Consider the following 21977-nt stretch of genomic DNA (forward strand, 5'->3'; position numbering starts at 1 on the left):
TTATTCTCCGGCCTCAATAACAACGTCAATCCAGGCGGTAACAGCACCGCCGGCATAATAAGTTCCCTTCGCACCCAGATCGGCGATCACATCGATAGTGGTCAACAGGCTGCGGAGGTTTTTGGCTTTATCGACCTGGCGCCGTATGCGCTGGTAAAGTGCTTCGTCAACAGCCTGTAAGCTGTAAACCTCCACGCGGAAGGTGTAGGGATCCTTGCGCGGTGTATCCTCCCACCACTCAATCACGGTGGTCGGCAGGCTGACGGCGCTCAGCGACCGCCTGACCGCCCCGGCGGTGCCCCGGTGCTGATGGACATAAGCGGCATCCTTGATCACCTGCCTTTTTTCTTCCTCAGTCCAGGCCTCCTCCCAAGAATCCACCGCAAATTCCCAGGCCAGCCATGGCAGCAAATGTGCGGGACAGGTATCAGGATTTTTCACCTTACGTACCATGTCAGTATCCAGCGCCGCGATCAGCTCTGTGCTTGTCTGCTCCTGCGCCCGTTCCGGGTGAATGGCTGAAGGTGGAAGCAGAGATCGAAATTTATCCACTCACTCCTCCTTTACGGGTCACGTTTATCGCGCTGCACCATGGGGCCTGTCCTGCTGCCGCTTCCAGATCAGCCGTCGGGCTGAGTAACTTAACTCTTGATACGCCGGGCTGCTGAAGCGCCGAGTAAATCGCGGAAAGCGGTACGATGGCATTAATACGATGGGAAAGCTGTGTGTAGCTCGTCAGCGTACTGATCGCGTTTTCCAGCACCGTCTGTGCATCCGGACCGTCTGGAATTTCAAGTTCTGCCTTAACGGTATAGCTGGCGATACTGGCACTCTTCACACTGACAAAATCGGTGAGCGGCCTGACTTCATCCGCGCTCAGTGTGTTCATGACGGTTTCAATAAGAATGAGTCCTGCCTGACCGTTCCCTGTGCGCGAGAGCACGTACACATCCACCTCGCCGGGCCGGTTATGGGTTTCAGGCCCGTAGGCGTCCGCATCCAGCACATCGTTATCCGCAGATTTGGCATGAAAGCGATAAGCGTTACGCGCGCCGGCCGTATTCAGCTGCGCCCACGAAAGCTGTATACGTTCCCGGAAAGCGTCGTCGTCTTCATAAACAGGGTCGACAGGGGGAACCGCATCCGGATCGCCGGGATTAATCACCAGACGGGAAACGTTAAAGGCCGCGCCCAGCTGGTCGAGATCGGCCCCTCTGGCACTGGCAAGGAAAACTGCGCGTACTGCGTCGTTAACCCGCTGGAACGCCAGGGTGAGCTGGTAGGCGCTGATTTCACCCTGTTTATACGCCGGGTCAGATTCCACCAGCGCATCAAATTCCGGATCCAGTTCTCGCAGGCGCGCCAGCCAGCGGGTAAAAATGTCAGCGGCATCCGGTACCACGATGGCATCCGGCACCGCCAGGGCGGACAGGTTAATTACGTCATAGCTGCTTGCCATAAATCGGTATGCCTCCGGTGCTGACAGGAAGATTGTTCTCTTTGTTAATCCCTTCGATATCCACCACACACCCCGTTTCGTCAGCAGGGAAAGAAACGACAACGCGCGTGACCTTAAGCCGGGGTTCCCAGCGTGCCAGCGCCGAGGCGGTCGCGGCGATAATGCGAAGCCTGGTCAGGTCATCACGAGGGTTATCAACCAGCGAAAACAGGTCACTGCCATAATCACGGATCAGTACACGGCTGCCGACGGGCGTGGAGAGAATATCGCTGACGGACTGGCGCAGATGATCGCTACCGGACAGGCGTTTCCCGGTCCGGCTGTTTACACCGTTCATAGTATTTTCCGTATCTGTTTGACAGATGGCTGAGAGTTATCCGAAGTAATCCGGGCCGGTCTTATCCTTGCTGCCGGATTTTTTTGAGGATTTCGCAGGCTTGCGAATATCAACCACCAGGTTGTATGTGAAACTGAAACCCGCAGGTGTCAGGGAAAACACCAGCGACTCAACCAGCCAGGCGCGATCTTCCCGTTCGCCAAAGCCGGACGTGGATACGCCAGACTCTGCCGTGAGAGGAACGTGTCTGGGTCGGCAGGGCCCCGTTACTGTCATTTTTTGTTCATTGCGGCGGGCCTGCGTTTTTTTCGCTTTGGCCTGCTGATCGGCAGTAGCTTTTACAGGCTGGGTATACGGGTTAGCCATTGAGGGACCATCATGATCAACCGTAGTGGTTTTGGTCTTCCCGTCAGCCTCATCGTAATAACGTACGCCGATTTTGCCTGAAGACTTACCACTGCTGGCGGTGGCCTTCCCTGTCGAACTGCCCCGCTCTCCTTCGCTGTAAGACCAGTTTGACACCTCTTCTGGTGTGATAATCAGAGCTGCGGTCTGTTCGCCGGACGCATTTGCCATGGCTCCCTGACGCAGAAAGAGCCAGTATCCGCCCGACGGTTTACTGACAGCATTCCATGTTCGGGCCAGGCGCGTCAGCAGATTGGCGTCCGATTCTGCCACCTGGTCAACGTGATCGATATGGATGTCGGCCAGCTCTGCGGCCACTTTTGGTACCAGTCCGTTTTCTTTCGCTACCGTTTTAACCAAATCCGCCAGTCGCAGGTTATCCCAGCTGCGTGTTTTCTGGCTGATCACATCACCCGGTTGTTTTTGCGCGTTCATTGGCGCAGCGGTGGCATAAATCTCAATACGACGTGGCGGGCCGCTGCTGGCCACGCCGGAAACCACGAACCAGCCCTTATCCACCAGATGATCATTAAAACCCAGCGCCACACGAAGACGAGCGCCTTTTGTCGGAAGGGGGAGCGTTTCCGAGAGCAGGGTGATTTTCAGCTCATCTGCTTTTGCCGTAGCACCGCCGTAATCAGTCAGCGTCAGCTCTGCCAGGCATTGTTGCAGCGCACGGGTAATATCTTTTCCTTCAGCGCTGACGCTGAAAGCGGGAGCATATTCCGGTTTAACAATCTGATCTGCCATTTTTAATCCCACAGGCTGTAAGCAGAAGCCTGAACCGGCGGAGCCAGATCCGGTAAAGTGATAAACAGACCTGAAGGATAAACGGCCCCACGGTCAGCCAGTCCAGGATTCGCTTCAAGAACCTGCGTCACAATATAAGAAAGGTTCTCTGTGCCGTAATGCGTCGCGCAGATCGCATCCAGCACATCACCGTCACGGGTTTGATATGTCATCGGCATAATGTTTCAGCGTCATCGTCCAGTTTTTGTTTCGGTGGCCGCCGCCCGGCAGGAATCGGCTGGTCGTATCTGAGAAGTCGATCACCACCCACCAGCCCAGGACATCTCCTTCACCGCTGACCAGCTGCTGAGGCTGATTCTGGTCTGCCAGGTCGAAGAGATCGTTAACAGCATCCACCCCCTTGCGAAAGAAAGCATGCGATTCCCCTTCAAGCCGGACGGTTCGCCCGGGCTTGCCGGTATACTGCAATAAATCCTGCTTCCCGATCCGCTCCTGTTCGCTCCATCGCCAGCTGGCCTCGCGGGTCAGCTGGTTGTATGCCGTGGTGTCGATCGAAAAGGCAAAATCGCCCAGCATCATCATCACCCGGGCGGCCTGAGCCCCCCGAACAGCGCTGGACTGAAACTGCCCGTAGTCTTCAAAGACAGGAATAATTTCACTCACCAGATTTGTCCTCCGTCCAGCATGCTGCTGTCACCGTTAAATACCGGACTGGTTTTAGTCACCGCGACAACTTCATCCCCGATCGCCTTTTCATCCTGACCAGGTGCGCCATGTATCTCATAATGAAATTCGAAACGACGGTTGTCGGTCAGTTGTCGGGGAGGTGGCGCTTTGTCCGCAAAATCCAGCTTCTGAAGTAAAGTTTCCCAGTAACTGCTTTCCACTTCACCTGACAGTTCTGCCGGTCTGTCTGAAACAGGATCAGGAGACTGTCGGGAGTTAATCTCAGGCGGTAAGTGCTGGACGTCTGCGCTTTTATCCCTGTAACGTTCGTTACCCCTGAATAAACCCTGCGCTTTGTCAGTCCCCGGTAACGAATCGACATCAACATTCACATCCGGGATACGCTGTGCCGGGTATTTTGAATTCCCATCAGATCTTTCCTCTGCTGCTGTCCAGTTAAGGGAAGGATAAACGTCGACATTGACCACCGTCTTATCCGGTGAGATGTTGTCTGCGGATCCCTTCGGTTTTTCCGCTGCGGGCCAGACGCTACTTTTTTCAAACGAGGGAAAGGAAGGCAGTCTGTAATTATTCCAGGCGCCGGCAGTGCTGTCGGTTGTTTCATGTCCCGGTTGCACAGACGTCTCCTGGTTCTGGTTCAGTGCTGAATCCCAGGAGAACGGCGCGCCGTTGCTTTCCGGCGCCACGTATTTATCGAGCGTACTGTTAAAGGTGTCATCGTCGTCGCGGAAAAATCCCCGGGTGTCCCGGTACGATTTTTTCACATCATCAGGCAGGTCCGGCTTTTCCTTCAGTTGCTGCTCAAACCATTCGCCCTGACCGTTGCGCTGCGCCGTCATGCGCGCAATATCAACCGAGCCGGTCATCGCCAGCGATTTGAGTACGTCCCGCTGATCGCTTCGCTCATCCGGTAAAAGCCAGGACAGTTTTTTCGCCAGCGCGTAGGCCACTTTCCCGACGAACACAATGCCCTGGCCGAACTTCAACACGCCGGGGTAAAGATCATTACGCAGGAAACTGACAATGCGTTTGATCCCGCCCCCCTTAAACCACTCCGCCATATCATCCGTCAGCCGGCGGATATCCGGTGCCAGCTCGTTTCCCAGCTGCCCAGAGATTTCCGCTACAGCGGAGGAGAAGACCGTGCGCAGGCTGGTGATGGCGCGGTTGCCCTCCATCGCCCCTTCAGCCCCCTCTTTTGTGACGAGGTTATAGCGCCGCTGCTCGTCCATCAGGTCACGGTAGCTTTTGCCGGACTGCTTCAGCAGCATCAGCAGTTTGCTGGCCTCGCCGCCAAACAGCGAATCCAGTGCAAACGACGCTTTCGACTCGTCCTGCATGCTGAGCGCACGCTCGACGATTTTTTCGAACTGCGCCATATCGCTGAGGCCCGCAAAATCCCCCGCCTTAAATCCCAGCGTTTCAAACGCATCCTGAAGGGAACCCTGCTTGCCGTTCTGCTTGTACTCTCCTGCCTTGTGAAGATACTCCTCGAACAGGTCGCCGATGTTCTCCCCGTTCATGTCGTACTGCTTCGCGAGCGTGTCCCAGGCATCAAACGTCGGGATATCGACGCCATAACTTTTCGCCACGCCGGCCCGTCGGGCCGTTTCTGCGTTGGTGGCCGCAGGTGCAATCAGGGTGCCCAGGGCGGAAGCCACCACGCCACCGCCGCCAATCGCAAGCCCGGGAGCCACCATCCCGCCCAGCTGTCCGGCCAGACCGAGCCCACGGCGAAACAGCCCTTTCCCTGCCCCCTTGAAGGCGGCCAGCCGTTGCGTTTTCTGCATCTGCTGATTCAGCTTCTGCTGTTCGGCCTCCGTTTTGCGGATTTCACGGGAGACGTCGCTGTAACGCCGTTTAAGATCGCCAAGACTTTGCCCGGCCAGCTTCGCGCGCTTAATCTCAGCCGCCAGCCTGGCCTGGTCTTTCGTCAGTTTTTCTGACTGCTTTCCGACGTCCTTCAGGCTTTTTTGCAGGCTGTTCGCTGAACGGCTCCAGGAGCTGTCGATACTGCCGCCAAAGGTAATGACGGCCTTAAGATTCTGGCTTAATCCGGCCACGATTTACCGCCTCCACTTCGTCGGTGAGAAAATCCGAAAACACACTGAACGGCATATCCAGGTATTCCGTCATGGGAAAATGCAGGCGCCGTCCCAGAAAACGTATCGCCCGCATCAGCCCTCTTTCGGTCGCTTCTCGGGCGGGAGCATAAAAACATTAAACGCGTCCAGCAGCTGGGCATAATCTGCCGCAGTCAGTTGCCAGATATCCTGTTCGCTGAGGTTGCACAGCAGCGCAATCATGCGCGCTTCTTTTTCTTCTTCACTGCCGCGGTCTTTGGAAAAGGCAATGCGGTCACGCACCAGCGGCTCGCGCAGCGTCACCTGTTCGAGCAGGCCACCGTTCTCAAAGGAAACAGGGGAATACAGTTTGATAACGCGTGTTTCACCAGGAAAAGACATGTTGATCTCCATATAAAAACGGCCCGCAGGCCGTTGTAAGATTGTTTGAAGTTAAAGCCGTACTTTTGCCGCCAGACCGGACAGAACATCCACGCCATTCACCCGGCGCGAGAAGCGCTCAGTATCTATCTCAAAGAGCTCGCGACCGTCTTTGGTCTGACGGTAATAGCTCACGGCGATTTCCACCGTGACGGCATTTTCGGACAGGCTGTCCTTGCCACGCGCGTCGGGAGTGACGGTCTGCACAAAGCCTTCGATCTCCTCGATAGTACCCAACGCGGTACCGTTAGCCAGATAGCCCTGATAGGCCGTAAAGCGCGGACGGCTGCCGCTGACAAAACCGAAGGCGGTCAGCATATCCACGTCCACACCGTAAAACTTCAGCTGACAGGTGAGTGCTTCCATGCCGTCATCAACGGGGGACGGCGCATCCTGTGCGCCGGTACGCAAATCCGTTTTGACAATGGACAATGCCGGCGGAGTAAATTCATGCGCCCCCTGTATGCGGATCCCCTGCCGGAAGAAGGTCCAGACGCGTAATGTGTTTTTTTCGCTCATGCTGCCAGCATCTCCTCAAGCGCATAGTTGTTATTCACCCGGACGCGCAGGCTGATAAGCTCAGTCGGCGATTTCGGACCAAAGTCATAGTTGATGTACAGCACGCCCGCCGCCATGCTCTCAGCGGTGTTAAGTTCTTCATCCAGCCAGGCGCGACCACCGAAAATAGCGCCGAGCCCGACCAGCTGGCGCATATAGGCGTTGATGGTGCCGATAATGTCGTCGGCATTCTCCCGGTCCAGCGGACGGTCAACGTATTCCAGCATCGTTTCCTGAATACTGTCCTCGATGACATCTGCGGTTCGGCGAACCGATTCGAAGCGCCACTGTGGATCGGTACCGCACAGACGGTTGCCCCAGTGCTTAAACCCTGCCCGGCGGATGATGGTGGAGACGTTCTGCATGTTGAGCAGGTTTGCGTCGCAGTTTTCATCGCCGAGAATAAACTCGTCGATCTGTTCCACTCCGAGGATGTTATTGATGTCCTGGTTGGATTTACTCCACCACCAGCCCTTCTCAAAGTCGATTCGGGCACGCAACCCCGCAGCAAAAGCAGAGTAAGGACGATAGACCAGCTGGCCGTCGGCATTGCTGACCTGTACGCGCGGGCGCAGCAGCTCGGTGCGGGAACCATAAGACTGTCGGCGCTGGACCACTTCTTGCAGCTTAGCCCCAGTGGCACAATCAACATACGCCACCGCCCGCAGCTTGCCGGCGACGGTTTCCAGAGCCTTGCCCACGGCATCATCCTCACTGAATCCCGGCGCGATGACGATACGGGGCTGGTACGTTGTCACCGAGCGAGCAGATGACAGCGCGCCGATCCCGATCAGTACCGCCGCACGCTGTTTCGCGGCATCGTTAACTTCAGCCACGCGTACCACCACCGTCAGGGCATTTCGCTGATCGTTGATTTCCATCAGCGCCTGTTTCAGCGTGCCTTTTTCACCGAGCCGGGAAAGCATCGAGGTACCGACAATCGCCACAGGGGTATTCAGCGGGAAAGGTTCATCCTCGCCGCCTGCCAGCTGCAACCGGAACGGTGTGACCATGCCACTCCCGCTTCCCGTTGCGGTGACTTTCACATCATCCACCGCGCCCACGGCAGTGGCCACGGCTGAAGGGGTTGCCGTCAGCTTGCCGGTTTCATCGCAGCCAAGCGTGATAGTCAGCGTTAATGCCTCCGCATTCCAGGCAGCAGAAGTCTCAATCGCTGCGGGATTTTCTTCATTCGGGATGCCGGGTACAGCCTCAACAACCACCACGTTTCCTGACCTGCCAGCAACTGTCGCGGAAAAATCCACAACATTATCCAGAATCGGGGTTCCCGTGCTCGCACTCGCCGGCGTTCCGGCAGAGGCATCAGGCGCAGTACCCACCAGGCCGATAATGGCCGTCTGGATCGTCGTGACCGCGACCGTACCGGATGTCAGTTCGATCGTTTCCACACCATGTAAATTCGCCATTTATTTTCTCCAGGCATAAAAAAACCTGCCGCGGCAGGTCACATTTTTTGATTGGGGGGATTCGTGGTTCCGCCGCCATCACCATTTTCTTTATGGTCATGGCCGTTGTAGGTTTCGCGGATCCCGCTCATTTTCCCGGTACCGTCCGAAATTTCCTGTGTTGCACCGATGTTTCCCTTCACATTCGTGTCGGAATTGATTTGCGTAACGCTCTGAACTGTTAGGGTGTCGGTGATTTCCACCGGACCATCGAGCGTTCCCTTTCCGATAATTTTGTAGGTCCCGCCCTCGACCAGCGTGATGGTCAGGGCATGCGCGGCGCGGTCATACCGGATCTCGGTACCGTCACCGTAGCGGGTGATATGTTCGCTGTCGCTGCCCTCCGGTACCGGCAGACCGCCGGTATTCCAGCCGGGAAACACCCGGCCATTATTCAGCTCACCCGCCTCCGACAGTACCGTGACCGCATCCCCGACCGCATACGGATTGGAGTCAGCCCGGTTTGCCCCGGAAAAGCCCTGGCAGAGCGGCAGCCAGGTAGTGGTGATGTCGCCCAGATCCACCCGGCACTTCGGTATACCGTCATGCTTAACGGAATGAATAACCCCGCGCCGCACAATATTCGCCAGGCGGCGCTGTAAATCGCCCTCGATATCACTCATCGGGTTTCGCCTCGTAAATCAGCTGATAATCGTCCACATGTGCCTGGCCGATATCCGGTGCCTTGCCCAGCCAGGCCGCTTTCAGCGGGGCATTCAGCTGTGCAAACGGATCCGCACCAAAGGCGGCTGACTGTGTGAAGGAGATTCGCCAGACCAGGTAATCATCCATGCGCGGATCAAACTCATCGCGTGACGCATCGATAAAGACGGCTGGCTCAAGACTGGTCAGGCCGAACTGCTGGCCGTCAATCCACTGCGTGATATCCGCCGCCGCCGTGCGCAGGAAAATTTCGGGTCGGCTGACGCCAGCGCCTGCCGCGTCCACCACAACGAACAAATCGCAGGACAGATTCACATTAAGCTGCCCCTCGTTGCCGCCGCCCTGCTCCCAGCTGTTAATGGAGAAATAGACCGCCGGGGTGGTCAGCCCTGTAAAACGGGGGACATTTTTTTCCGGGTAGGCATCGACGTCACGCACCCACGCAATTTTTTTCAGCGCGCCAGTGACAGCATCGTGATACTGCCCCAGCAGTAATGGCTCAGCCATAGTCCACCTCAGACAGAAATACGGGCTTTCACACGCCCGCGCAGATCGGTTTCAAAGTGATGCATAAAAATCTCCATCGCCTCCGCAAAGGCGTTATCCTCGATGTAGTTCAGCATCGGCTCATAAATATCGACTTCCGCTTCGCGGGTACGACGGGTGTCCGGATCGCGAATAACCACCGTCCGGCGGTTTTCACGGCGGGAGCGCGCCACTTCCCCGTTTTCAAATGTGCGCGGGGATAGCAGGCTGCCCTTTGGGGTGAATCCGGCGTTTTCTGCCTGGCGCCGCGCCTTTATATACCGCCCGGTGGATTTATCCCGCCGGGTATGGTGAGGCCTTACCCGCCCGTTAATCCTGCCTTTCAGGTCTTTTACCTTGATGGCATTGAGACCAAACCAGAGACGAAAATTATCCAGCTGTGACTGAGAAGCGCGATCAAGACGAAAGGAAAGCAGACGCCGGCGCACCAGATCCAGGCTGCGCGGCGCCAGCCCGTCTTTCAGGTCAGCCATCGCTTTTTTACGCAAGGTGGCGGCGGTACGTTTCAGCGCACGGGAATACGCTGCCCGAAACTGTTTATGGGTGGCACCGATGTGCTCCGCTATCCGCCAGATGGCATCCACATCGATATCGACGGGCAAATCCCGCCGCAGTCTGGACTCACGCGCCATATCAGCTCCACTTATTGATGTCCGGCTGCACCTTACCCGGTGCGCCATACGCCAGCGTGACGCGGGTGCGGCCTTCTTCATCAGCGCCAATGTGCGTCACACGATAAGCCGTGCCGTTGATCTCCACGCCGTGGTGTTTCTCAAGCCCCACGATATCGGCGGTCATCGCGCTGAAGGCCGGAGAGCGATCCTGAATTTGCCCCCCGCCGGGCACGTCAACCGGGACATCAGGCGTCTCGAAAATCACAGTAACAGGACGCAACTCAGCGCCGACAGACAGGACAGCAGGCACTTCTTCGGCAAATGCCCGGGATATCCGGGCATCCGCTTTTAACAGGCGTTGCCGAAAGCGGTTCATCAGTAACCAAGCCGGACCGGAACAGAATCCGCATCCGCCGCCGCCTCAGCCCAGGCCGTGCCCGCCAGAGGATTCGGAGCCGCCTCCTCACCCGCTTCCGCAGTCAGTTTACCGTCTGCCAGATAGAGCTTCTGGCCGACAGTAACCGCTTCCGCTGCTTTTGGCAGAACGAACACCCCCGTGGTATGCAGCACACCCCACAACCCTGCCGGAATGTCGTCGTGAGCAACGCCCACCAGCGCACCTGAAAGCACGGCGTCACCCGAATGAATATCTGTCGCACCGGTATTCTGAAAATCAAGGGTGTTGCCATCCTGCTGATAATTTTTCGCCATTTTTCTCTCCAGACAAAAAAGGAGCAGCACGCGCCGCCCCGTAATAAAAAACCGTCAGATGACGGTCGTTATTTTTTGGTGACTTTAACCATGCCGCGCCAGTCAAGCGGTGCCACCCCGGCATCGATGCGTACCTTGAACGCGGCACCGTCAACGGTGAAGCCCTGCTGCTGCTCAAGGTATGGCGTATCAATACCGTCCAGATACGCCACCTCAATGGTGTCGCGTCCCTGTGCAGCGGTCAGGTAGTAATCCGTCGGGCTGCTGTCATCGAGGCGAGCCTCTGAGGACACCGTCACAAAGTTCTGGATCGGGTTAACGATACCGCTGTTCGCGTCCGCGCCCGGTACGCTTGCAGATTTGATCAGCTGGTTAGCGCGGGACTCGATGGCCACTGGCGTCAGCATGTAGGCCGGGCGAATATTCAGACGGCGGTCGCCTGATTTTTGCAGCAGCATCGCCTTACGCGCCGTATCCAGGCCTTCGATACTCAGATCGGCGGAGACCAGGTTGCCATGATCGGCGTGGAACAACGGCTTGCCGTCGGACATTTTTGGGTTGCTGGTCAGAACTGCCCACACCAGATCGCCCACGGTGGCACGCGCGGCAAGGCCCATTGCCTGCGGGATACGGGTCAGCATGTCCAGGTCATCATTGATGATGGTCTGGCGGTCAATGCTGAAAAGTTCGCCGTAGGTCGCAAGCGCAATCGGCTCGCCGCGATCTTTGATGGTGACATATTTATATTCCGCCCCGGCACGGACCTTGCGAAGCGATGCAAGTGATTCCAGACCGACGCGGTGCGCGGTTTTGAAATCAGTCAGGGTGCCTTTACGGGTCCACTGTTCGAATGATTCAGTGGCCTCGTCCCAGCCCATCAGTGCCGCCTTGTGCGCCACATCCATCAGGATATTGCCGAAATCGCTGCTGCTGTGGGTAAACGCAAGGCCGACCATCGCCTGTGCTGTCCCTGCACCTGAAATACCGATCCCGCGATCCACAAGGGAAGCTCGCGCCAGTTCACGCAGGGTATAACCGTTGTAGGCGTTATCTTTTTCAGCCTGCGCATAGCCCGCGCGACTCATTACCGCAGCACGGATGGAGTCACCGACCAGATTGCCGTTTCCGGCATAAAGATGAATAGCACCCGGACCGGCACTCGGCGTAGTTCCTGCCGCCAGCGCCTGGAGGAGTCTGTCTCGGGCTTTTTCCGCCGTGCAGGAGAAGTCGGCCAGACATTCCGCCTTCAGTGTTGCGAAGGTCGGGAACGCCTCAAAAACAGCGGAAACCGTGTTCACGCGTTCAGCGTTTGCCGTCTGCATCTGCTGTTGCAGCTGCTGGGCCAGCGCAGTGATATCGATATTAGTCATCTGCTGCGCGGGCTGTTGTGGCGCTGGCGGGTTCAGGTTCGCCTGTACCGGCGCAGGCTGCTGTACCGGAGCAGGCTGCTGTGGCTGATTCACCGGAGCTTCGGCGCGCGGCGCAAAAAGAGATTTAATCTGTTCTGGCATGTTCTGGTAATCCTTCAGTTTATTTTCATTCACACAGGCCGCAGCCTGTAGTTCAGGTTCAAGCGTGTCAGCGAAACCTTTCTCCACTGCCTCGGCCCCGTTAAGCCAGGTCTCCGCTTTCAGCATCGCTTCCAGCTCCTCCTGCCCCAGTCCGGTTTTATTCATATAGGCGCTGAGCATCAGGGCTTCGTTACGATCAAGCCACGCGGCATAATCGCGCATGTCATCAGAATCCCCGGCGATCCCGCCCCACGGTTTGTGGACCATGATCCAGGCGTTTTCCGGCATGTGCACCGTGGCGCCGGGCAGGCAGACAATCATCGAGGCCATGCTGGCCGCCACCCCATCTACCCAGATATCCACTTTCGCTTTCAGCCGCGACAGGGTGTTGTAAATGGCAAATCCCTGCATGACATCGCCGCCGGGGCTGTGGATATGCAAATCCACCGCGCTGGCGTCAAACACCCCGGCTTCTTTACAGTCTGCGACGAACTGCTGGGCTGTGATGCCCCAGCCGCCGATCACGTCATAGAGGAAGATTTCGACGCGCCCGGCAGACAGCGCGCGGATTTCGTACCAGCACTGACCGTTTGCCGCATCGACACCCGCCAGGCTGGCGCGGGGGTTAATCATCATCGTCCGGCTCGCGCCGATCGTCTTTTGGTTTTGCCGTTGCATCTGGCATCGCTCCTTTGTCGTTGGCGGCGTCGGAATCAAACACCAGCCCGTGTTGACGGTTAAACTCGGTTTCACGCAGTCGCTGGCGTTTAACCTCCTGCGGGTTTTTACCCCGCGCCCGTGCCCATTCCGCTTCGGTACCAGCACCGCCACGAACAATGGCTTTCCAGGCATTAGCCTCTTTACCCGGATCAATCCAAGGCATCACCGGGCCAAGATAAAGCGCGTTATAGAGAGAATTCGGATCCACATCCGGCGGCACTTCAACGCCGCTCAGCAACGCCATCGCCAGCCATGCGCGGTAAACGGGCCGGCTGTGCTGGCCGACAAACCACTGTTGCAGGACGTTGTACCCTTCGAAGCTCTCCACCAGCTCCTGACGCTGAGAGCTGTAGGTGCCGTTATAGTCCCGGGCAATGCTGGAATAGCTGCCGCGCGTGCCTGCGGCCACGGCCCGCATCTGTCCGTTTCGGAATTCATAGAGGTGAACATTCGGGCGATTTGATTCCACCATGCCCAGGTCTTCACCCGGGCGCAGGTCGTCGTAAATCATGCCCGGGGCGATATCGTAATGACGCTGGCCGCCGGGAGGTGAAAACTCCCCGTCTTCACCAAGAGACTGCGCATCTCCGCGCTTGATATAGAACCCCAGCGCAGCGGCAATACGGGCGGCGACGCGTTCACTCTCTTCATAATCCTTGATGTCAGAAAGACGGGTAATGACTCCGTGGATCAGGCTGATACCGCGCAGCTGGTGCAGACGCTTGCGCTGCGCAAGGTGAAGCATGTTTTCAGCTGAGACGGTTTTAAGTTCAGCGCTGAACCCCGTCATATTTGCCGGGTGGTACTTGTAAACGCGGTAGCCGACGGGACGTCCCCAGTTGTTAACGATGATGCCCTGGCGAACCTGCTGGCCGGCGGTGCTGTTAAGGTTGAACGGAACAAAATCCGCCTCCAGCATTTCCAGCGAGAACGGTACGGAGGTGGAATGTTGCAGACCCGGCACATTCCCCCTGACCAGTTGCGTGAACACTTCCCCGTCACGCAGTGCTGAACGCAGCAGCAGACGTTCGGCTTCCGGGCGGGTGAACATGCCAGTCACCTCAGGACGCACGGACCATTCAGCCCAGAGCGCCGAAAGTTTCCCGGCGAAATCGGAATGAAGATTCCCCTCCAGATCGAGGGGCTGAGGCTCAACATGGATCCCGTGGGCACCAATCACCCGGTCTTCCATTTTGTCGAACAGGCCGATCACCAGATCATGGTTTTCATCAAGCCATCGGGCCTGTTCCCGCAGGGACTGACCTGCTGCAAACACAGAGGTGTCCGCCGACTGGCTTTGCTTTTTCGCCTTGTGCAACCGTGACGGATTTGCCGCTTCATACGCATTAAGCCGGAGTCGATCCCGCTCGCGTGCCGCGGCCCACCCGGGGGAAATTGCCCTCAGTGTTCTTTCAAGAATGCCCATAGAACGCCTTACAGAAAGTTAGCGAGTTTGTACGAACCACCACGGCTATTGACCGCGCGCCAGCGACGCTCCCAGTGTTCAAGCTCATCGCGGAGCGCTTTCGGATCGTGGTTAGTGATGGCGCGACCGTTAACGCCGGTGAAAGAAATACTCTTGCCGTCCAGCGAGTCCTGGTAGGCCTGGCGCACCATCACCAGCGTTCTCCAGATGTCGTCTTTCTTCACAGCCAGCCTCCTCCCCTACCGGAAGAACCCAGCCAGCTGCCGGAAAGCGTGTTTTCTTTCTCAGGCTCAGCCCTGACTTGTGGCTGAACGGTTTTGTTTTTTTTCACGGTTATCTCCCTGGGGCGTTCCCCTTCATGAATATTTGGGTTGAGATCCTGCGGCTCAGCCCATGCAGGAGGTTTTTCCCAGTCGCGAATTTTTTCGTAGCCGCGCAGAACCGCGACGGCGTGGGCATAGCAGAACAGGTCAAAGGCTTCGTTGGCGCCCTTGCCTGGCTTACGCCATTTGCCATCCACGCCGCGCTCTTCGTAGGTCAGTTCCTCGTAGAACCACTCCCCCAGCCAGTCGGGAAAATGGATATAGCCTGCTCCGGGAGTCTCACGATCAAGGTTATTGCTGAGCTGATCCTTGAGCAGGTCGGTTTGCAGCAGATACACCGGCACCTCGCCACGCGCATCAGCGCGACGGTCACTGCGTTCGGTATTATTCGGGTGAGTTTTGGTAATAATTTTCTGGCGTTTTGTGCTGTCGCCCTTGATCAGATAGACACGTTTACCCAGACCATCCCGGCGACACTGGCGCCAGAATTTATAGGCATTATCTGTCACCCCTTCCTCACCGCCGCTGTCGATGGCCATAGCCAGCACCGGCATACGCCGCGTCGGATCGGACTGAAGTACGTAAGTTTTTTCCAGCACATCGGAGACCAGCAGCTGCCAGTCCTCCGGATACGCGCCGGGGTGGACTGGCTCCGCCTCGCCATGTTCATTGCAGCGCAGGGACTGGCGGATGTTGTAGCGATCCACCAGCCAGCGTTCACCGTTTTCGCCATAACCAATTATCTGCACGACGAAACGGCGCTTTTTCCCGCCCTGAACGTCGACGGCCGCCAGCAGGAAACGCACCTTCGGCGGAACCAGGCGTTTACCGTAATCCTCCGCACGCTGCATCAGCACATCGGCGCGTCGCTGTTCGCTGGCCGAGCGCGGCAGGTATGGCAGCCCCCAGTCGGTGTTGATAACCGCCTTGAGGGTTTCTTCGCTGCCGGTAGCCTCATACTCCTGCTCAGCAGTCAGCAGTTTGTATACCAGCTGCGCCCAGGTCTGGTACGCGGCTGCGGGCCCCTCCATCCAGAACGATGCTATGCGCGAACGGCGTGGCTCACCGGAGATCTTGCCGTCCCGGTCAATACTCTGACCTTCACGCAACCAGACACCCACCCCGTTAAGCTCGCGCTTTTTATCTGCGGTGATAATGGTGCTGCAATGCGGACAAAGCAGATGAGCCGACTCACTGGCTTTTACCGGATCAGGTACATCACGGTATCCGGTCATCGCCTCCATCGCAGGCTGAAAATATTCACCACAATGCGGGCACGGCCAGTACCAGCGACGGCGATCCCCACGGTTGTACAGCGAAAGCGCGCCTGTCGTTGGTGGTGCTTCATGGGGAGATTTTCGGCGCCATTTGCTGTCGCGAATGTCCCGGCCTGGCGAACACTCCACCAGAGTCATCCCGGCGGACATAAAGGTGGTGGTACGCTTGGAAGCCAGGGTAAAACCGTCACCCTCGCCATCGATGTCCTCAGGGAAGCGGTCATAATCGGTGAGCGCTACACATTTGAAATCTGACGAGGACATGATGTTGATGGAAGGCCAGCCAATCTTGAGATAGTTCCCCGCCAGAAAAGTACGATCATGCACGTTGTTGTCGTTTCGCAACGGGCTCAGGCGTTTCGCCACTTCAGGACTGACACGAAACGTTCTCGCCAGACGTTTTTTAGAGTGCTCACGCGCTTTCTCTTCGGTCATCTGAACGACGAGCATATCGGACGGGTCACAGACAATGTTGTATACAACCCAGCCATCCACCAGGCCTATCGTTTTCCCCGTTCGTGCCGGTCCAACAAACACCACCGCATCGTATTCACGCATCGCGAGGCAGTTCATCGGCTCGATCACATAGGGAGCGACAGCAGGATCCCAAGGTACCGAGTTACCGGCTCCCATAGGTACGCGCATAAATTTTTGAACCGCCTCAGCCACAGGCATACGGCGCGGGGCTTTGAGAATGGCGGAAGCGTTACGCCTGACTTCCGCTGCCGTGGCCTGTCGCATGATTTACTCCTCTTCTGGCATATCCTCCTGTTCTGATGAGTCGGCCTGCTCAACTTTGAGGGCTATCTGGTCGCGCAGATCGTCAATAACCTGCTGCACCCTGACAACTGCGGAAGGGGTCATGGCGCAGTCTCGTTCAAGAATGTCGGGTAACGTCTCCAGCACCTGAACCATTGCTTTTGCCATGGAGGAAAATTCTCTGGTGACTTCTGACGCCGGGATCAGCTCCCCTGTTTCCTGCTGAAACTTGAGCCTTTCACGCTCCGACTGAAACCAGGCTTTACGATCGGGGGGAAGCATTTTGTCGACGTCCACCAGCTCCGACGGTGTGGTACTCGTCAGCAACTCCCTGAGGATATCGGTGATGGCATAAAGCTTAAGTTTCGGATTGCTGCCCGGGGCCGGCTGAACATTTGCAAGCTTGCTCGCGACCGTCTGGCGGTGCAGATCGGTAATGGCTGCCAGCTGCGTGATGTTCAGCCGGAAATTTTTCAGTTCGTTATCCATGATGGTGAACAAAAAATAATCATTTCGACATCCTGCAAAAGATCAGGACTGAAATATCAAGAGGTTAAACAGATGATGATGAAACCTATAAAATGCAAAAAACTAGCCGTTTCCCGCGTGTCCTCGCCCCCTCGGTGTTCAGGATCCCCAGGAGTACCTTTTAGCAATAGGATCAATTCTCGTTTAACGATATGCTCAATAGCATTGAGAACACCTAATGTGGCCAATAGCGCGAGTGTTGCAATCAATAATCGAATCACTCTAAGGAGACAGAAATGGAATCACTCATCGCCAATCTTATTGAAGAGCTATCCAAAGAAGGTAAAACACAGAAGCAGGCTTATCTTCAGATAAGTGCCATGAGAGTTGTTATTTATGCGATGTGTACTGGGCTGGATGACATAAAACGTCAGGCCATACACAACCAAATCTTTGAGGCATTTGATCAGCTGGAATTAACTGACCGCACGTCAACTGAGAGTGAAGAGCTGCGTAATGCCACTTTAAAACTACTGGGAACAGACATTCTGCGGTAATACGCATGCCAAAAGAAAGTAAGGGAATACTCTTGCGCTAATTCATTTAAGTGATAAGGTTCCAACTCTGCTGAAAAGCAAGAAGCACACAAGAATAACAAAATCCAAATCATGATTTGCCCCGCACCAGGGGCATTTTTTATGGTCGTACGAAACACAAGCCCACCAACAGGTGAGCTTTGCAACGGCTACGATCCCACCGCGTTATGCAGTACTTCCTGACGGGCAATATGCTCGTAACGAGATACCGTCTTCCCGTTCTGGTTCATCACGTAGGCGACCTCGCCAGGTTTCAGTAATACATTTTTGTCCATTCCAGATACCGCGATGCTCTGCTGCCCCGGATTAAACCCTACGCTCAACCCGCAATGAATCTCTTCACCGCCACCTGGCGAGATTACTTTTACTGTTAACATGCTTCTTCTCCTTCTTCTGGTAATAAAAAAGCCCCGCTTACGCGAGGCTGGAATTGATTTGAGTAATGACAATCAATCTTCTTTTTTGATCACCACTTCCTGCGGTCGCATCTGCTGTATCGCCCGGACGATACAGTAAGGAATTACCGCCCAGGCAACTCCCATGGCTGCTCCTGCTGCTTGCTGAGGCGCGCTGACAGCGCCGAAAACCCCAACGATACCTTGAACAAAGCCAATAGCCCCGAATACAACACAAATAGCCCAGAGGATCTTCATCAACCTAACTCCTTTTATTAAAGAACAATTAGGATAATTCCGAATACCGTTTAGTAAAGCTTTATTGCATGAATTGCCGGAACTTATCGCACCGTTTATAGCGACAACCATTATCAAGCCCACCAGCAGGTGAGCTTTGTAATGACTATCAGACCTTCAAGTCATCCGCTTTCACGGCATAAATGGGTGCGCCAGGATGCTCATCATCTTCAACGGCTGCGATATCATCTTCATCGAACCAGCTTTCCTGAGCACGACCATCTGCGGCTTTGTAGTGAACCAGATACTGATTACAGTGATTGATGCTCTCAGCGCGGGATTTGATATGGCCCATTTCGCCACTGATCGACAACTCAACAAACTGATTAAGATCGAACTTAAATTTATCCACTTCATTTCCTCTCATTGGTTGGCTTGCAGTTCGCCTGCCACGCTTTGTTATGCGCCAGGATGTCGCGCTTGGTTTGCTTATCTAGGACGTCAATATCGTGGTTTGTCACGTAGATAATCCGGGTCCACAGGCAGCCCGTATCAATCACCTCCGGGACGGGTGAAGTTTCCGCGCAACTCGCGATCAACATCGTCATCAGGCATGTGATTAACAGTCTGCTGGACATTACTGGCCTCTTTAGTGACTTCAGCTTTACGTTCTGCCGCCGCAACGGCCGCCGCTGCGTTCTCTTCGGTGCGCTGCTGCCTGGCTTTTGCCTCTGCTTTTCCGCGACCGCGAATATTCCCAGCAAAAAAACCACTGAGCGCGACGGCCACCAGCGCAGCAATACTGCCCAAAATCATTTCGATGATGCTCATAGCCACCTCAGACCAGCACTGATTTCGCCAGGTTAAACAGCGCGCGGCGTTTATCCAGCCCGTTGCGGCCTCCATTGATTAGCAGTGTCACGCGCTCCACGTCCCCAGAATGAAGCAGGCATCCGCGGGAGGCATAGAACCATGCGGCTGAGCGCGCAGCGTATTCATCCTGTTCAAGCAGCTCCGGATGAGTAACAAGGTCCAGTTTCAACGCCTGGCCACAACTGCGATAGTTGCTCAGGCCGGTAACCTGTTTCAGCCCACGGCCGCGATATTTCCAGCCATCACCGGCAACCTGATTGCCCAGGTGTTCTTTTCCCCACTCACCACCATAAACCAGATTAGCGATCGCTTTCTGGTTAGCCGGGTGAGCTGCCGTTCTGCCAAGGGCGGCGGACTGCTGTGGAGTGATGCGGTGGCTGCCGAACGTCGGCACTAAGTTTTCAGCAGCATAATTAAGATTTTCCACCACACGGGTAAATCTGGTGCTTTCATGCCCCATCTGGGCAATGAACATGGCCTGATCAAGCGGTGCGGTGATGCCGTATTCCTTCATAGCGGCGTCGATATGCGGAAACCAACGCGCTGCTAACCCGGCGCTGATACCAGCCGCCTTCTGAAATTGTGTTTGGTTCATTAGTGCCTCAGACGATCAACCAGCCGCGCCATATTTCCACGAACCTTCAGGATGGCGGCGAAGATAAGAATGTTTGCGACCACCACCAGCCAGCTGGAATCACGATAAAGGCCGAAGATGAACTGCAAGGGGATCGCGGCGTAAACCAGCACGGTTATATACGCCAGGACAGAAATAAAGGGGCGATGCCGGGCGCCATGTCGCTGGTAAAACATCAGCACGATGACGATGGCCGCACAAATAAACGCATTAAAGACTGCTGACGGGTCAATTACCATTTCCCCCTCCCCCACGTAGCCGCGAGAAAAACTTGAACACGTTGTTCAGGTCCTGGTTGTTAAGATAAGTGAGGATTTTTATACACAGGGCAGACAGAATCACTGCACCCAGTGCATCCAGCGGTTTTTCATAGTGCGAAGCTGCATTTAGCAGTGAGCCAATAAGTCCCGCCCCAAGCACCCCAACGATAAACGACGTCAGGAAATATGCTGCCAGTCGGGCGCGGGACAGGTTTGTGGCTGTCGCGACGTAGAACACCGCACCACCAAACGCCCCGAACACCACACCAAAATCTGTATGAGTAAAGACGCCGTACAGGACTGAACCCAGCAGGCCGCCGCCGAGAACAGCGCCGGTGCCGGTTAATGGATCGGACATTAAGCCCCCTCTTATTGCTGTGATCCCTCTCAGGAAATTTGAGGGGAATAAAAAAAGCCCGCTCGCGAGAGCAGGCTAAAGTGATGATTATCACAAGAAGGTAGAAAGGAGATCATCCGAAAGACAGGTAGTGACGTCCGGGTATCGAGGCCGATTCACTGATGGTTCAGGAGAACCACCTGCCAGCGGATATATCCCCTTCTTCTTTAGAGTAGCCGTAACTTCGGGAACCGAGCAAAAAAAACCTGCTGTTTAAAGCAGGCTCTCAAGGAATTATCAATTCGATATTATTGTTATCGTGGTGCCGGGTGCCTCCCGGTGAGAATTACTCCAGCAAACATTCCCGCGTCTGAGAGGTTTCCTTTTCAGGTAACTGCTGGAACGCCCCTCCGCATAGGGGGATTCACCACAATAAAAAAATAGCGCATAAATCAGAGTTGAGAAACTTCCTCGCTTAACGAATTGGACACTGGTCCGCCATCGAGGGTTCGAACCCCGAACCACAGAGGTAGAAGCTCCGTGCTCTTTCCAGTTGAGCTAATGGCGGAAAAAAAAAGACCAGCATTGGGTTGCTGGTCATGGGTCATGGGTCATGGGTCATGCAGTTGTCTCTGCGAAGTTGGTGTATCCCCACCAAGTGTTATCAGTATCGAGAGCATTATCGAACGCCAGTTTACTATAGCACCGAAGAAAAAATTCACTCTGTCAAAGGCCATCAGAAATGACCTTTTGCACAGTGTTATTTACTGGATTTAAACACGGGCCAGAGTAAAGCAATTACCCCGGCTACCAGCACGCCATCAGCAAGGATGGACATCATTTTGCTGGTGAAGTCGATGGCAACCACCAGGAACATCAATACCCCGGCGGCTACCCAGCGTAATTTCCCGATCACAGGTATTGGTCCAGTGGAAGTTGCAGCGCCTGAGCAATTTTCTTGAGCTGCTTCTCTTCTTCTTCCCCGATGCCGTCGTTGTCAGCGACATCAAGGCACAGGCAAAGAACATCAACAGCATCGTTTGTACCGGCAACGTCAGCCAGTTCGCGCAGCGCCTGAGCATTAGCAGAGCGCGGCGAAGCTTCATAGCGAGCACGGATATTGCTACTCATCTGTGCGATCTCACCAGCGAACGGTGCGAAAGCAGGCAATGCTGAAATGGTTTTTTCCAGAGTGGCGATTTCTTTCGCGTCGCATGTACCGTCGGCATACGCAATGGAGTAAGCCCCCCACACCGTAGCTTCAACCGCGTCGCGGTTTTCCATTTTCTTAACTTCAACAACAGCTTTACGTGCTTTCTTTTTGAAGATACCGAACATAGTGACTTTCCTTTTAGCGGGTGAGCCAGCGCTCAGGAATGATCAGCCCACAGAGACAGTCACACCGACCGTTCCCTATGGCTCACCCCTGAAAGGCTCTGTGGTTGAATTGCGCCGAGCGTG

The 21977-nt window shown here is 55.5% G+C and carries 31 protein-coding genes and 1 tRNA gene; 1 reads left to right on the forward strand and 31 read right to left on the reverse strand.

Annotated elements, in window-relative coordinates:
* The 20 genes from LOC22_RS01670 to LOC22_RS01765 form a co-directional block, all read right to left on the reverse strand.
* Positions 1 to 552 carry a phage tail protein I gene (locus tag LOC22_RS01670; protein WP_230239293.1) on the reverse strand — a complete coding sequence of 184 codons (552 nt, stop codon included), beginning with the start codon at positions 550 to 552 and terminating at the stop codon, positions 1 to 3.
* Positions 545 to 1459, reverse strand: a complete 915-nt coding sequence (locus LOC22_RS01675) for a baseplate J/gp47 family protein (protein ID WP_230239294.1) — start codon at positions 1457 to 1459, stop codon at positions 545 to 547. Before LOC22_RS01675 ends, LOC22_RS01670 begins: the two co-directional genes overlap by 8 nt.
* On the reverse strand, positions 1443 to 1796 hold the full coding sequence (locus LOC22_RS01680) for a GPW/gp25 family protein (RefSeq protein ID WP_023299874.1): 354 nt from the start codon (positions 1794 to 1796) through the stop codon (positions 1443 to 1445). The genes LOC22_RS01675 and LOC22_RS01680 overlap by 17 nt, the downstream gene beginning before the upstream one ends.
* Before the next feature lie 36 nt (positions 1797 to 1832).
* Positions 1833 to 2951: a contractile injection system protein, VgrG/Pvc8 family gene (locus LOC22_RS01685; protein ID WP_230239295.1), complete on the reverse strand. Its 1119-nt coding sequence runs from the start codon at positions 2949 to 2951 to the stop codon at positions 1833 to 1835.
* 2 nt (positions 2952 to 2953) lie between these two features.
* Entirely contained in the window at positions 2954 to 3163 is a 210-nt protein-coding gene (locus LOC22_RS01690; protein WP_045340847.1) for a tail protein X, read from the reverse strand.
* The gene (locus LOC22_RS01695) at positions 3144 to 3605 is read right to left on the reverse strand and encodes a phage tail protein (protein WP_369794028.1); all 462 of its coding nucleotides are present in this window, start codon (positions 3603 to 3605) and stop codon (positions 3144 to 3146) included. Before LOC22_RS01695 ends, LOC22_RS01690 begins: the two co-directional genes overlap by 20 nt.
* 5 nt (positions 3606 to 3610) lie before the next feature.
* Positions 3611 to 5701, reverse strand: a complete 2091-nt coding sequence (locus LOC22_RS01700) for a hypothetical protein (protein WP_230239296.1) — start codon at positions 5699 to 5701, stop codon at positions 3611 to 3613.
* 114 nt (positions 5702 to 5815) lie between these two features.
* Positions 5816 to 6103: a phage tail assembly protein gene (locus LOC22_RS01705; protein ID WP_023299869.1), complete on the reverse strand. Its 288-nt coding sequence runs from the start codon at positions 6101 to 6103 to the stop codon at positions 5816 to 5818.
* A gap of 51 nt (positions 6104 to 6154) precedes the next feature.
* Complete coding sequence (locus LOC22_RS01710) at positions 6155 to 6661, reverse strand: phage major tail tube protein (RefSeq protein WP_023299868.1); 507 nt, start codon at positions 6659 to 6661, stop codon at positions 6155 to 6157.
* On the reverse strand, positions 6658 to 8127 hold the full coding sequence (locus LOC22_RS01715; protein ID WP_230239297.1) for a phage tail sheath family protein: 1470 nt from the start codon (positions 8125 to 8127) through the stop codon (positions 6658 to 6660). The genes LOC22_RS01710 and LOC22_RS01715 overlap by 4 nt, the downstream gene beginning before the upstream one ends.
* Before the next feature lie 38 nt (positions 8128 to 8165).
* Positions 8166 to 8789, reverse strand: a complete 624-nt coding sequence (locus LOC22_RS01720) for a phage baseplate assembly protein V (protein ID WP_230239298.1) — start codon at positions 8787 to 8789, stop codon at positions 8166 to 8168.
* On the reverse strand, positions 8782 to 9336 hold the full coding sequence (locus LOC22_RS01725; protein WP_230239299.1) for a hypothetical protein: 555 nt from the start codon (positions 9334 to 9336) through the stop codon (positions 8782 to 8784). Before LOC22_RS01725 ends, LOC22_RS01720 begins: the two co-directional genes overlap by 8 nt.
* A gap of 8 nt (positions 9337 to 9344) precedes the next feature.
* Positions 9345 to 10007 carry a hypothetical protein gene (locus LOC22_RS01730; RefSeq protein ID WP_023299864.1) on the reverse strand — a complete coding sequence of 221 codons (663 nt, stop codon included), beginning with the start codon at positions 10005 to 10007 and terminating at the stop codon, positions 9345 to 9347.
* Position 10008: 1 nt separating this feature from the next.
* Positions 10009 to 10365: a hypothetical protein gene (locus LOC22_RS01735; protein WP_023303463.1), complete on the reverse strand. Its 357-nt coding sequence runs from the start codon at positions 10363 to 10365 to the stop codon at positions 10009 to 10011.
* A complete protein-coding gene (locus LOC22_RS01740; protein ID WP_032658106.1) occupies positions 10365 to 10700 on the reverse strand; it encodes a DUF2190 family protein in 336 nt (111 codons plus the stop codon). The genes LOC22_RS01735 and LOC22_RS01740 overlap by 1 nt, the downstream gene beginning before the upstream one ends.
* A gap of 68 nt (positions 10701 to 10768) precedes the next feature.
* Positions 10769 to 12889 carry a ClpP-like prohead protease/major capsid protein fusion protein gene (locus LOC22_RS01745; RefSeq protein WP_023303461.1) on the reverse strand — a complete coding sequence of 707 codons (2121 nt, stop codon included), beginning with the start codon at positions 12887 to 12889 and terminating at the stop codon, positions 10769 to 10771.
* On the reverse strand, positions 12837 to 14357 hold the full coding sequence (locus LOC22_RS01750; RefSeq protein ID WP_230239300.1) for a phage portal protein: 1521 nt from the start codon (positions 14355 to 14357) through the stop codon (positions 12837 to 12839). Before LOC22_RS01750 ends, LOC22_RS01745 begins: the two co-directional genes overlap by 53 nt.
* Positions 14358 to 14365: 8 nt before the next feature.
* On the reverse strand, positions 14366 to 14581 hold the full coding sequence (locus tag LOC22_RS01755) for a hypothetical protein (RefSeq protein ID WP_230239301.1): 216 nt from the start codon (positions 14579 to 14581) through the stop codon (positions 14366 to 14368).
* Positions 14578 to 16698 carry a phage terminase large subunit family protein gene (locus LOC22_RS01760; protein WP_230239302.1) on the reverse strand — a complete coding sequence of 707 codons (2121 nt, stop codon included), beginning with the start codon at positions 16696 to 16698 and terminating at the stop codon, positions 14578 to 14580. The genes LOC22_RS01755 and LOC22_RS01760 overlap by 4 nt, the downstream gene beginning before the upstream one ends.
* A 3-nt stretch (positions 16699 to 16701) precedes the next feature.
* Positions 16702 to 17205, reverse strand: a complete 504-nt coding sequence (locus LOC22_RS01765; RefSeq protein WP_045345282.1) for a DUF1441 family protein — start codon at positions 17203 to 17205, stop codon at positions 16702 to 16704.
* A 275-nt stretch (positions 17206 to 17480) separates the two neighbouring features.
* Here LOC22_RS01765 and LOC22_RS01770 point away from each other — a divergent pair, with 275 nt between their 5' ends.
* Positions 17481 to 17741 carry a sigma-S stabilization anti-adapter protein IraP gene (locus tag LOC22_RS01770; protein WP_032619488.1) on the forward strand — a complete coding sequence of 87 codons (261 nt, stop codon included), beginning with the start codon at positions 17481 to 17483 and terminating at the stop codon, positions 17739 to 17741.
* A 188-nt stretch (positions 17742 to 17929) separates the two neighbouring features.
* On the opposite strand, the gene LOC22_RS01775 is transcribed toward LOC22_RS01770, so the two are convergent.
* The 11 genes from LOC22_RS01775 to LOC22_RS01825 all read right to left on the reverse strand — a co-directional run bounded on the left by LOC22_RS01775 (position 17930) and on the right by LOC22_RS01825 (position 21854).
* Positions 17930 to 18157: a hypothetical protein gene (locus LOC22_RS01775; protein WP_032619487.1), complete on the reverse strand. Its 228-nt coding sequence runs from the start codon at positions 18155 to 18157 to the stop codon at positions 17930 to 17932.
* Between the two features lie 72 nt (positions 18158 to 18229).
* A complete protein-coding gene (locus tag LOC22_RS01780) occupies positions 18230 to 18433 on the reverse strand; it encodes a hypothetical protein (RefSeq protein WP_020690713.1) in 204 nt (67 codons plus the stop codon).
* 148 nt (positions 18434 to 18581) lie between these two features.
* Complete coding sequence (locus LOC22_RS01785; RefSeq protein WP_224019210.1) at positions 18582 to 18824, reverse strand: hypothetical protein; 243 nt, start codon at positions 18822 to 18824, stop codon at positions 18582 to 18584.
* Position 18825: 1 nt separating this feature from the next.
* Entirely contained in the window at positions 18826 to 19014 is a 189-nt protein-coding gene (locus LOC22_RS01790) for a hypothetical protein (protein ID WP_044489028.1), read from the reverse strand.
* Complete coding sequence (locus tag LOC22_RS01795) at positions 18965 to 19243, reverse strand: hypothetical protein (protein WP_032634681.1); 279 nt, start codon at positions 19241 to 19243, stop codon at positions 18965 to 18967. Before LOC22_RS01795 ends, LOC22_RS01790 begins: the two co-directional genes overlap by 50 nt.
* A gap of 7 nt (positions 19244 to 19250) precedes the next feature.
* On the reverse strand, positions 19251 to 19880 hold the full coding sequence (locus LOC22_RS01800; protein WP_032634683.1) for a glycoside hydrolase family 19 protein: 630 nt from the start codon (positions 19878 to 19880) through the stop codon (positions 19251 to 19253).
* Positions 19880 to 20158 (reverse strand): phage holin family protein, encoded by a 279-nt coding sequence (locus LOC22_RS01805; protein WP_017384386.1) that lies wholly within the window; start codon positions 20156 to 20158, stop codon positions 19880 to 19882. The genes LOC22_RS01800 and LOC22_RS01805 overlap by 1 nt, the downstream gene beginning before the upstream one ends.
* A complete protein-coding gene (locus LOC22_RS01810; protein ID WP_017384387.1) occupies positions 20148 to 20537 on the reverse strand; it encodes a phage holin family protein in 390 nt (129 codons plus the stop codon). Before LOC22_RS01810 ends, LOC22_RS01805 begins: the two co-directional genes overlap by 11 nt.
* 470 nt (positions 20538 to 21007) lie before the next feature.
* Positions 21008 to 21084, reverse strand: a tRNA-Arg gene (locus LOC22_RS01815).
* Positions 21085 to 21276: 192 nt separating this feature from the next.
* Positions 21277 to 21432: a DUF3927 family protein gene (locus LOC22_RS01820; RefSeq protein WP_023296243.1), complete on the reverse strand. Its 156-nt coding sequence runs from the start codon at positions 21430 to 21432 to the stop codon at positions 21277 to 21279.
* Entirely contained in the window at positions 21429 to 21854 is a 426-nt protein-coding gene (locus LOC22_RS01825) for a tellurite resistance TerB family protein (protein WP_015570939.1), read from the reverse strand. Before LOC22_RS01825 ends, LOC22_RS01820 begins: the two co-directional genes overlap by 4 nt.
* Positions 21855 to 21977: the final 123 nt, after the last annotated feature.

It is taken from the genome of Enterobacter sp. AN-K1 (genome assembly GCF_020971765.1).
GTDB classification, from domain to species: Bacteria; Pseudomonadota; Gammaproteobacteria; order Enterobacterales; family Enterobacteriaceae; genus Enterobacter; species Enterobacter hormaechei_C.

Bases quoted from the DNA above. Each gene is read 5' to 3' on its own strand.
- LOC22_RS01825 (WP_015570939.1), bottom strand. From the start codon at position 21,854: ATGTTCGGTATCTTCAAAAAGAAAGCACGTAAAGCTGTTGTTGAAGTT.
- LOC22_RS01760 (WP_230239302.1), bottom strand. From the start codon at position 16,698: ATGCGACAGGCCACGGCAGCGGAAGTCAGGCGTAACGCTTCCGCCATT.
- LOC22_RS01735 (WP_023303463.1), bottom strand. From the start codon at position 10,365: ATGAACCGCTTTCGGCAACGCCTGTTAAAAGCGGATGCCCGGATATCC.
- LOC22_RS01725 (WP_230239299.1), bottom strand. From the start codon at position 9,336: ATGGCTGAGCCATTACTGCTGGGGCAGTATCACGATGCTGTCACTGGC.
- LOC22_RS01745 (WP_023303461.1), bottom strand. From the start codon at position 12,889: ATGCAACGGCAAAACCAAAAGACGATCGGCGCGAGCCGGACGATGATG.
- LOC22_RS01770 (WP_032619488.1), top strand. From the start codon at position 17,481: ATGGAATCACTCATCGCCAATCTTATTGAAGAGCTATCCAAAGAAGGT.
- LOC22_RS01685 (WP_230239295.1), bottom strand. From the start codon at position 2,951: ATGGCAGATCAGATTGTTAAACCGGAATATGCTCCCGCTTTCAGCGTC.
- LOC22_RS01810 (WP_017384387.1), bottom strand. From the start codon at position 20,537: ATGTCCGATCCATTAACCGGCACCGGCGCTGTTCTCGGCGGCGGCCTG.
- LOC22_RS01765 (WP_045345282.1), bottom strand. From the start codon at position 17,205: ATGGATAACGAACTGAAAAATTTCCGGCTGAACATCACGCAGCTGGCA.
- LOC22_RS01705 (WP_023299869.1), bottom strand. From the start codon at position 6,103: ATGTCTTTTCCTGGTGAAACACGCGTTATCAAACTGTATTCCCCTGTT.
- LOC22_RS01780 (WP_020690713.1), bottom strand. From the start codon at position 18,433: ATGAAGATCCTCTGGGCTATTTGTGTTGTATTCGGGGCTATTGGCTTT.
- LOC22_RS01775 (WP_032619487.1), bottom strand. From the start codon at position 18,157: ATGTTAACAGTAAAAGTAATCTCGCCAGGTGGCGGTGAAGAGATTCAT.
- LOC22_RS01715 (WP_230239297.1), bottom strand. From the start codon at position 8,127: ATGGCGAATTTACATGGTGTGGAAACGATCGAACTGACATCCGGTACG.
- LOC22_RS01675 (WP_230239294.1), bottom strand. From the start codon at position 1,459: ATGGCAAGCAGCTATGACGTAATTAACCTGTCCGCCCTGGCGGTGCCG.
- LOC22_RS01795 (WP_032634681.1), bottom strand. From the start codon at position 19,243: ATGAGCATCATCGAAATGATTTTGGGCAGTATTGCTGCGCTGGTGGCC.
- LOC22_RS01750 (WP_230239300.1), bottom strand. From the start codon at position 14,357: ATGGGCATTCTTGAAAGAACACTGAGGGCAATTTCCCCCGGGTGGGCC.
- LOC22_RS01720 (WP_230239298.1), bottom strand. From the start codon at position 8,789: ATGAGTGATATCGAGGGCGATTTACAGCGCCGCCTGGCGAATATTGTG.
- LOC22_RS01680 (WP_023299874.1), bottom strand. From the start codon at position 1,796: ATGAACGGTGTAAACAGCCGGACCGGGAAACGCCTGTCCGGTAGCGAT.
- LOC22_RS01730 (WP_023299864.1), bottom strand. From the start codon at position 10,007: ATGGCGCGTGAGTCCAGACTGCGGCGGGATTTGCCCGTCGATATCGAT.
- LOC22_RS01800 (WP_032634683.1), bottom strand. From the start codon at position 19,880: ATGAACCAAACACAATTTCAGAAGGCGGCTGGTATCAGCGCCGGGTTA.
- LOC22_RS01690 (WP_045340847.1), bottom strand. From the start codon at position 3,163: ATGACATATCAAACCCGTGACGGTGATGTGCTGGATGCGATCTGCGCG.
- LOC22_RS01710 (WP_023299868.1), bottom strand. From the start codon at position 6,661: ATGAGCGAAAAAAACACATTACGCGTCTGGACCTTCTTCCGGCAGGGG.
- LOC22_RS01740 (WP_032658106.1), bottom strand. From the start codon at position 10,700: ATGGCGAAAAATTATCAGCAGGATGGCAACACCCTTGATTTTCAGAAT.
- LOC22_RS01805 (WP_017384386.1), bottom strand. From the start codon at position 20,158: ATGGTAATTGACCCGTCAGCAGTCTTTAATGCGTTTATTTGTGCGGCC.
- LOC22_RS01790 (WP_044489028.1), bottom strand. From the start codon at position 19,014: ATGTTGATCGCGAGTTGCGCGGAAACTTCACCCGTCCCGGAGGTGATT.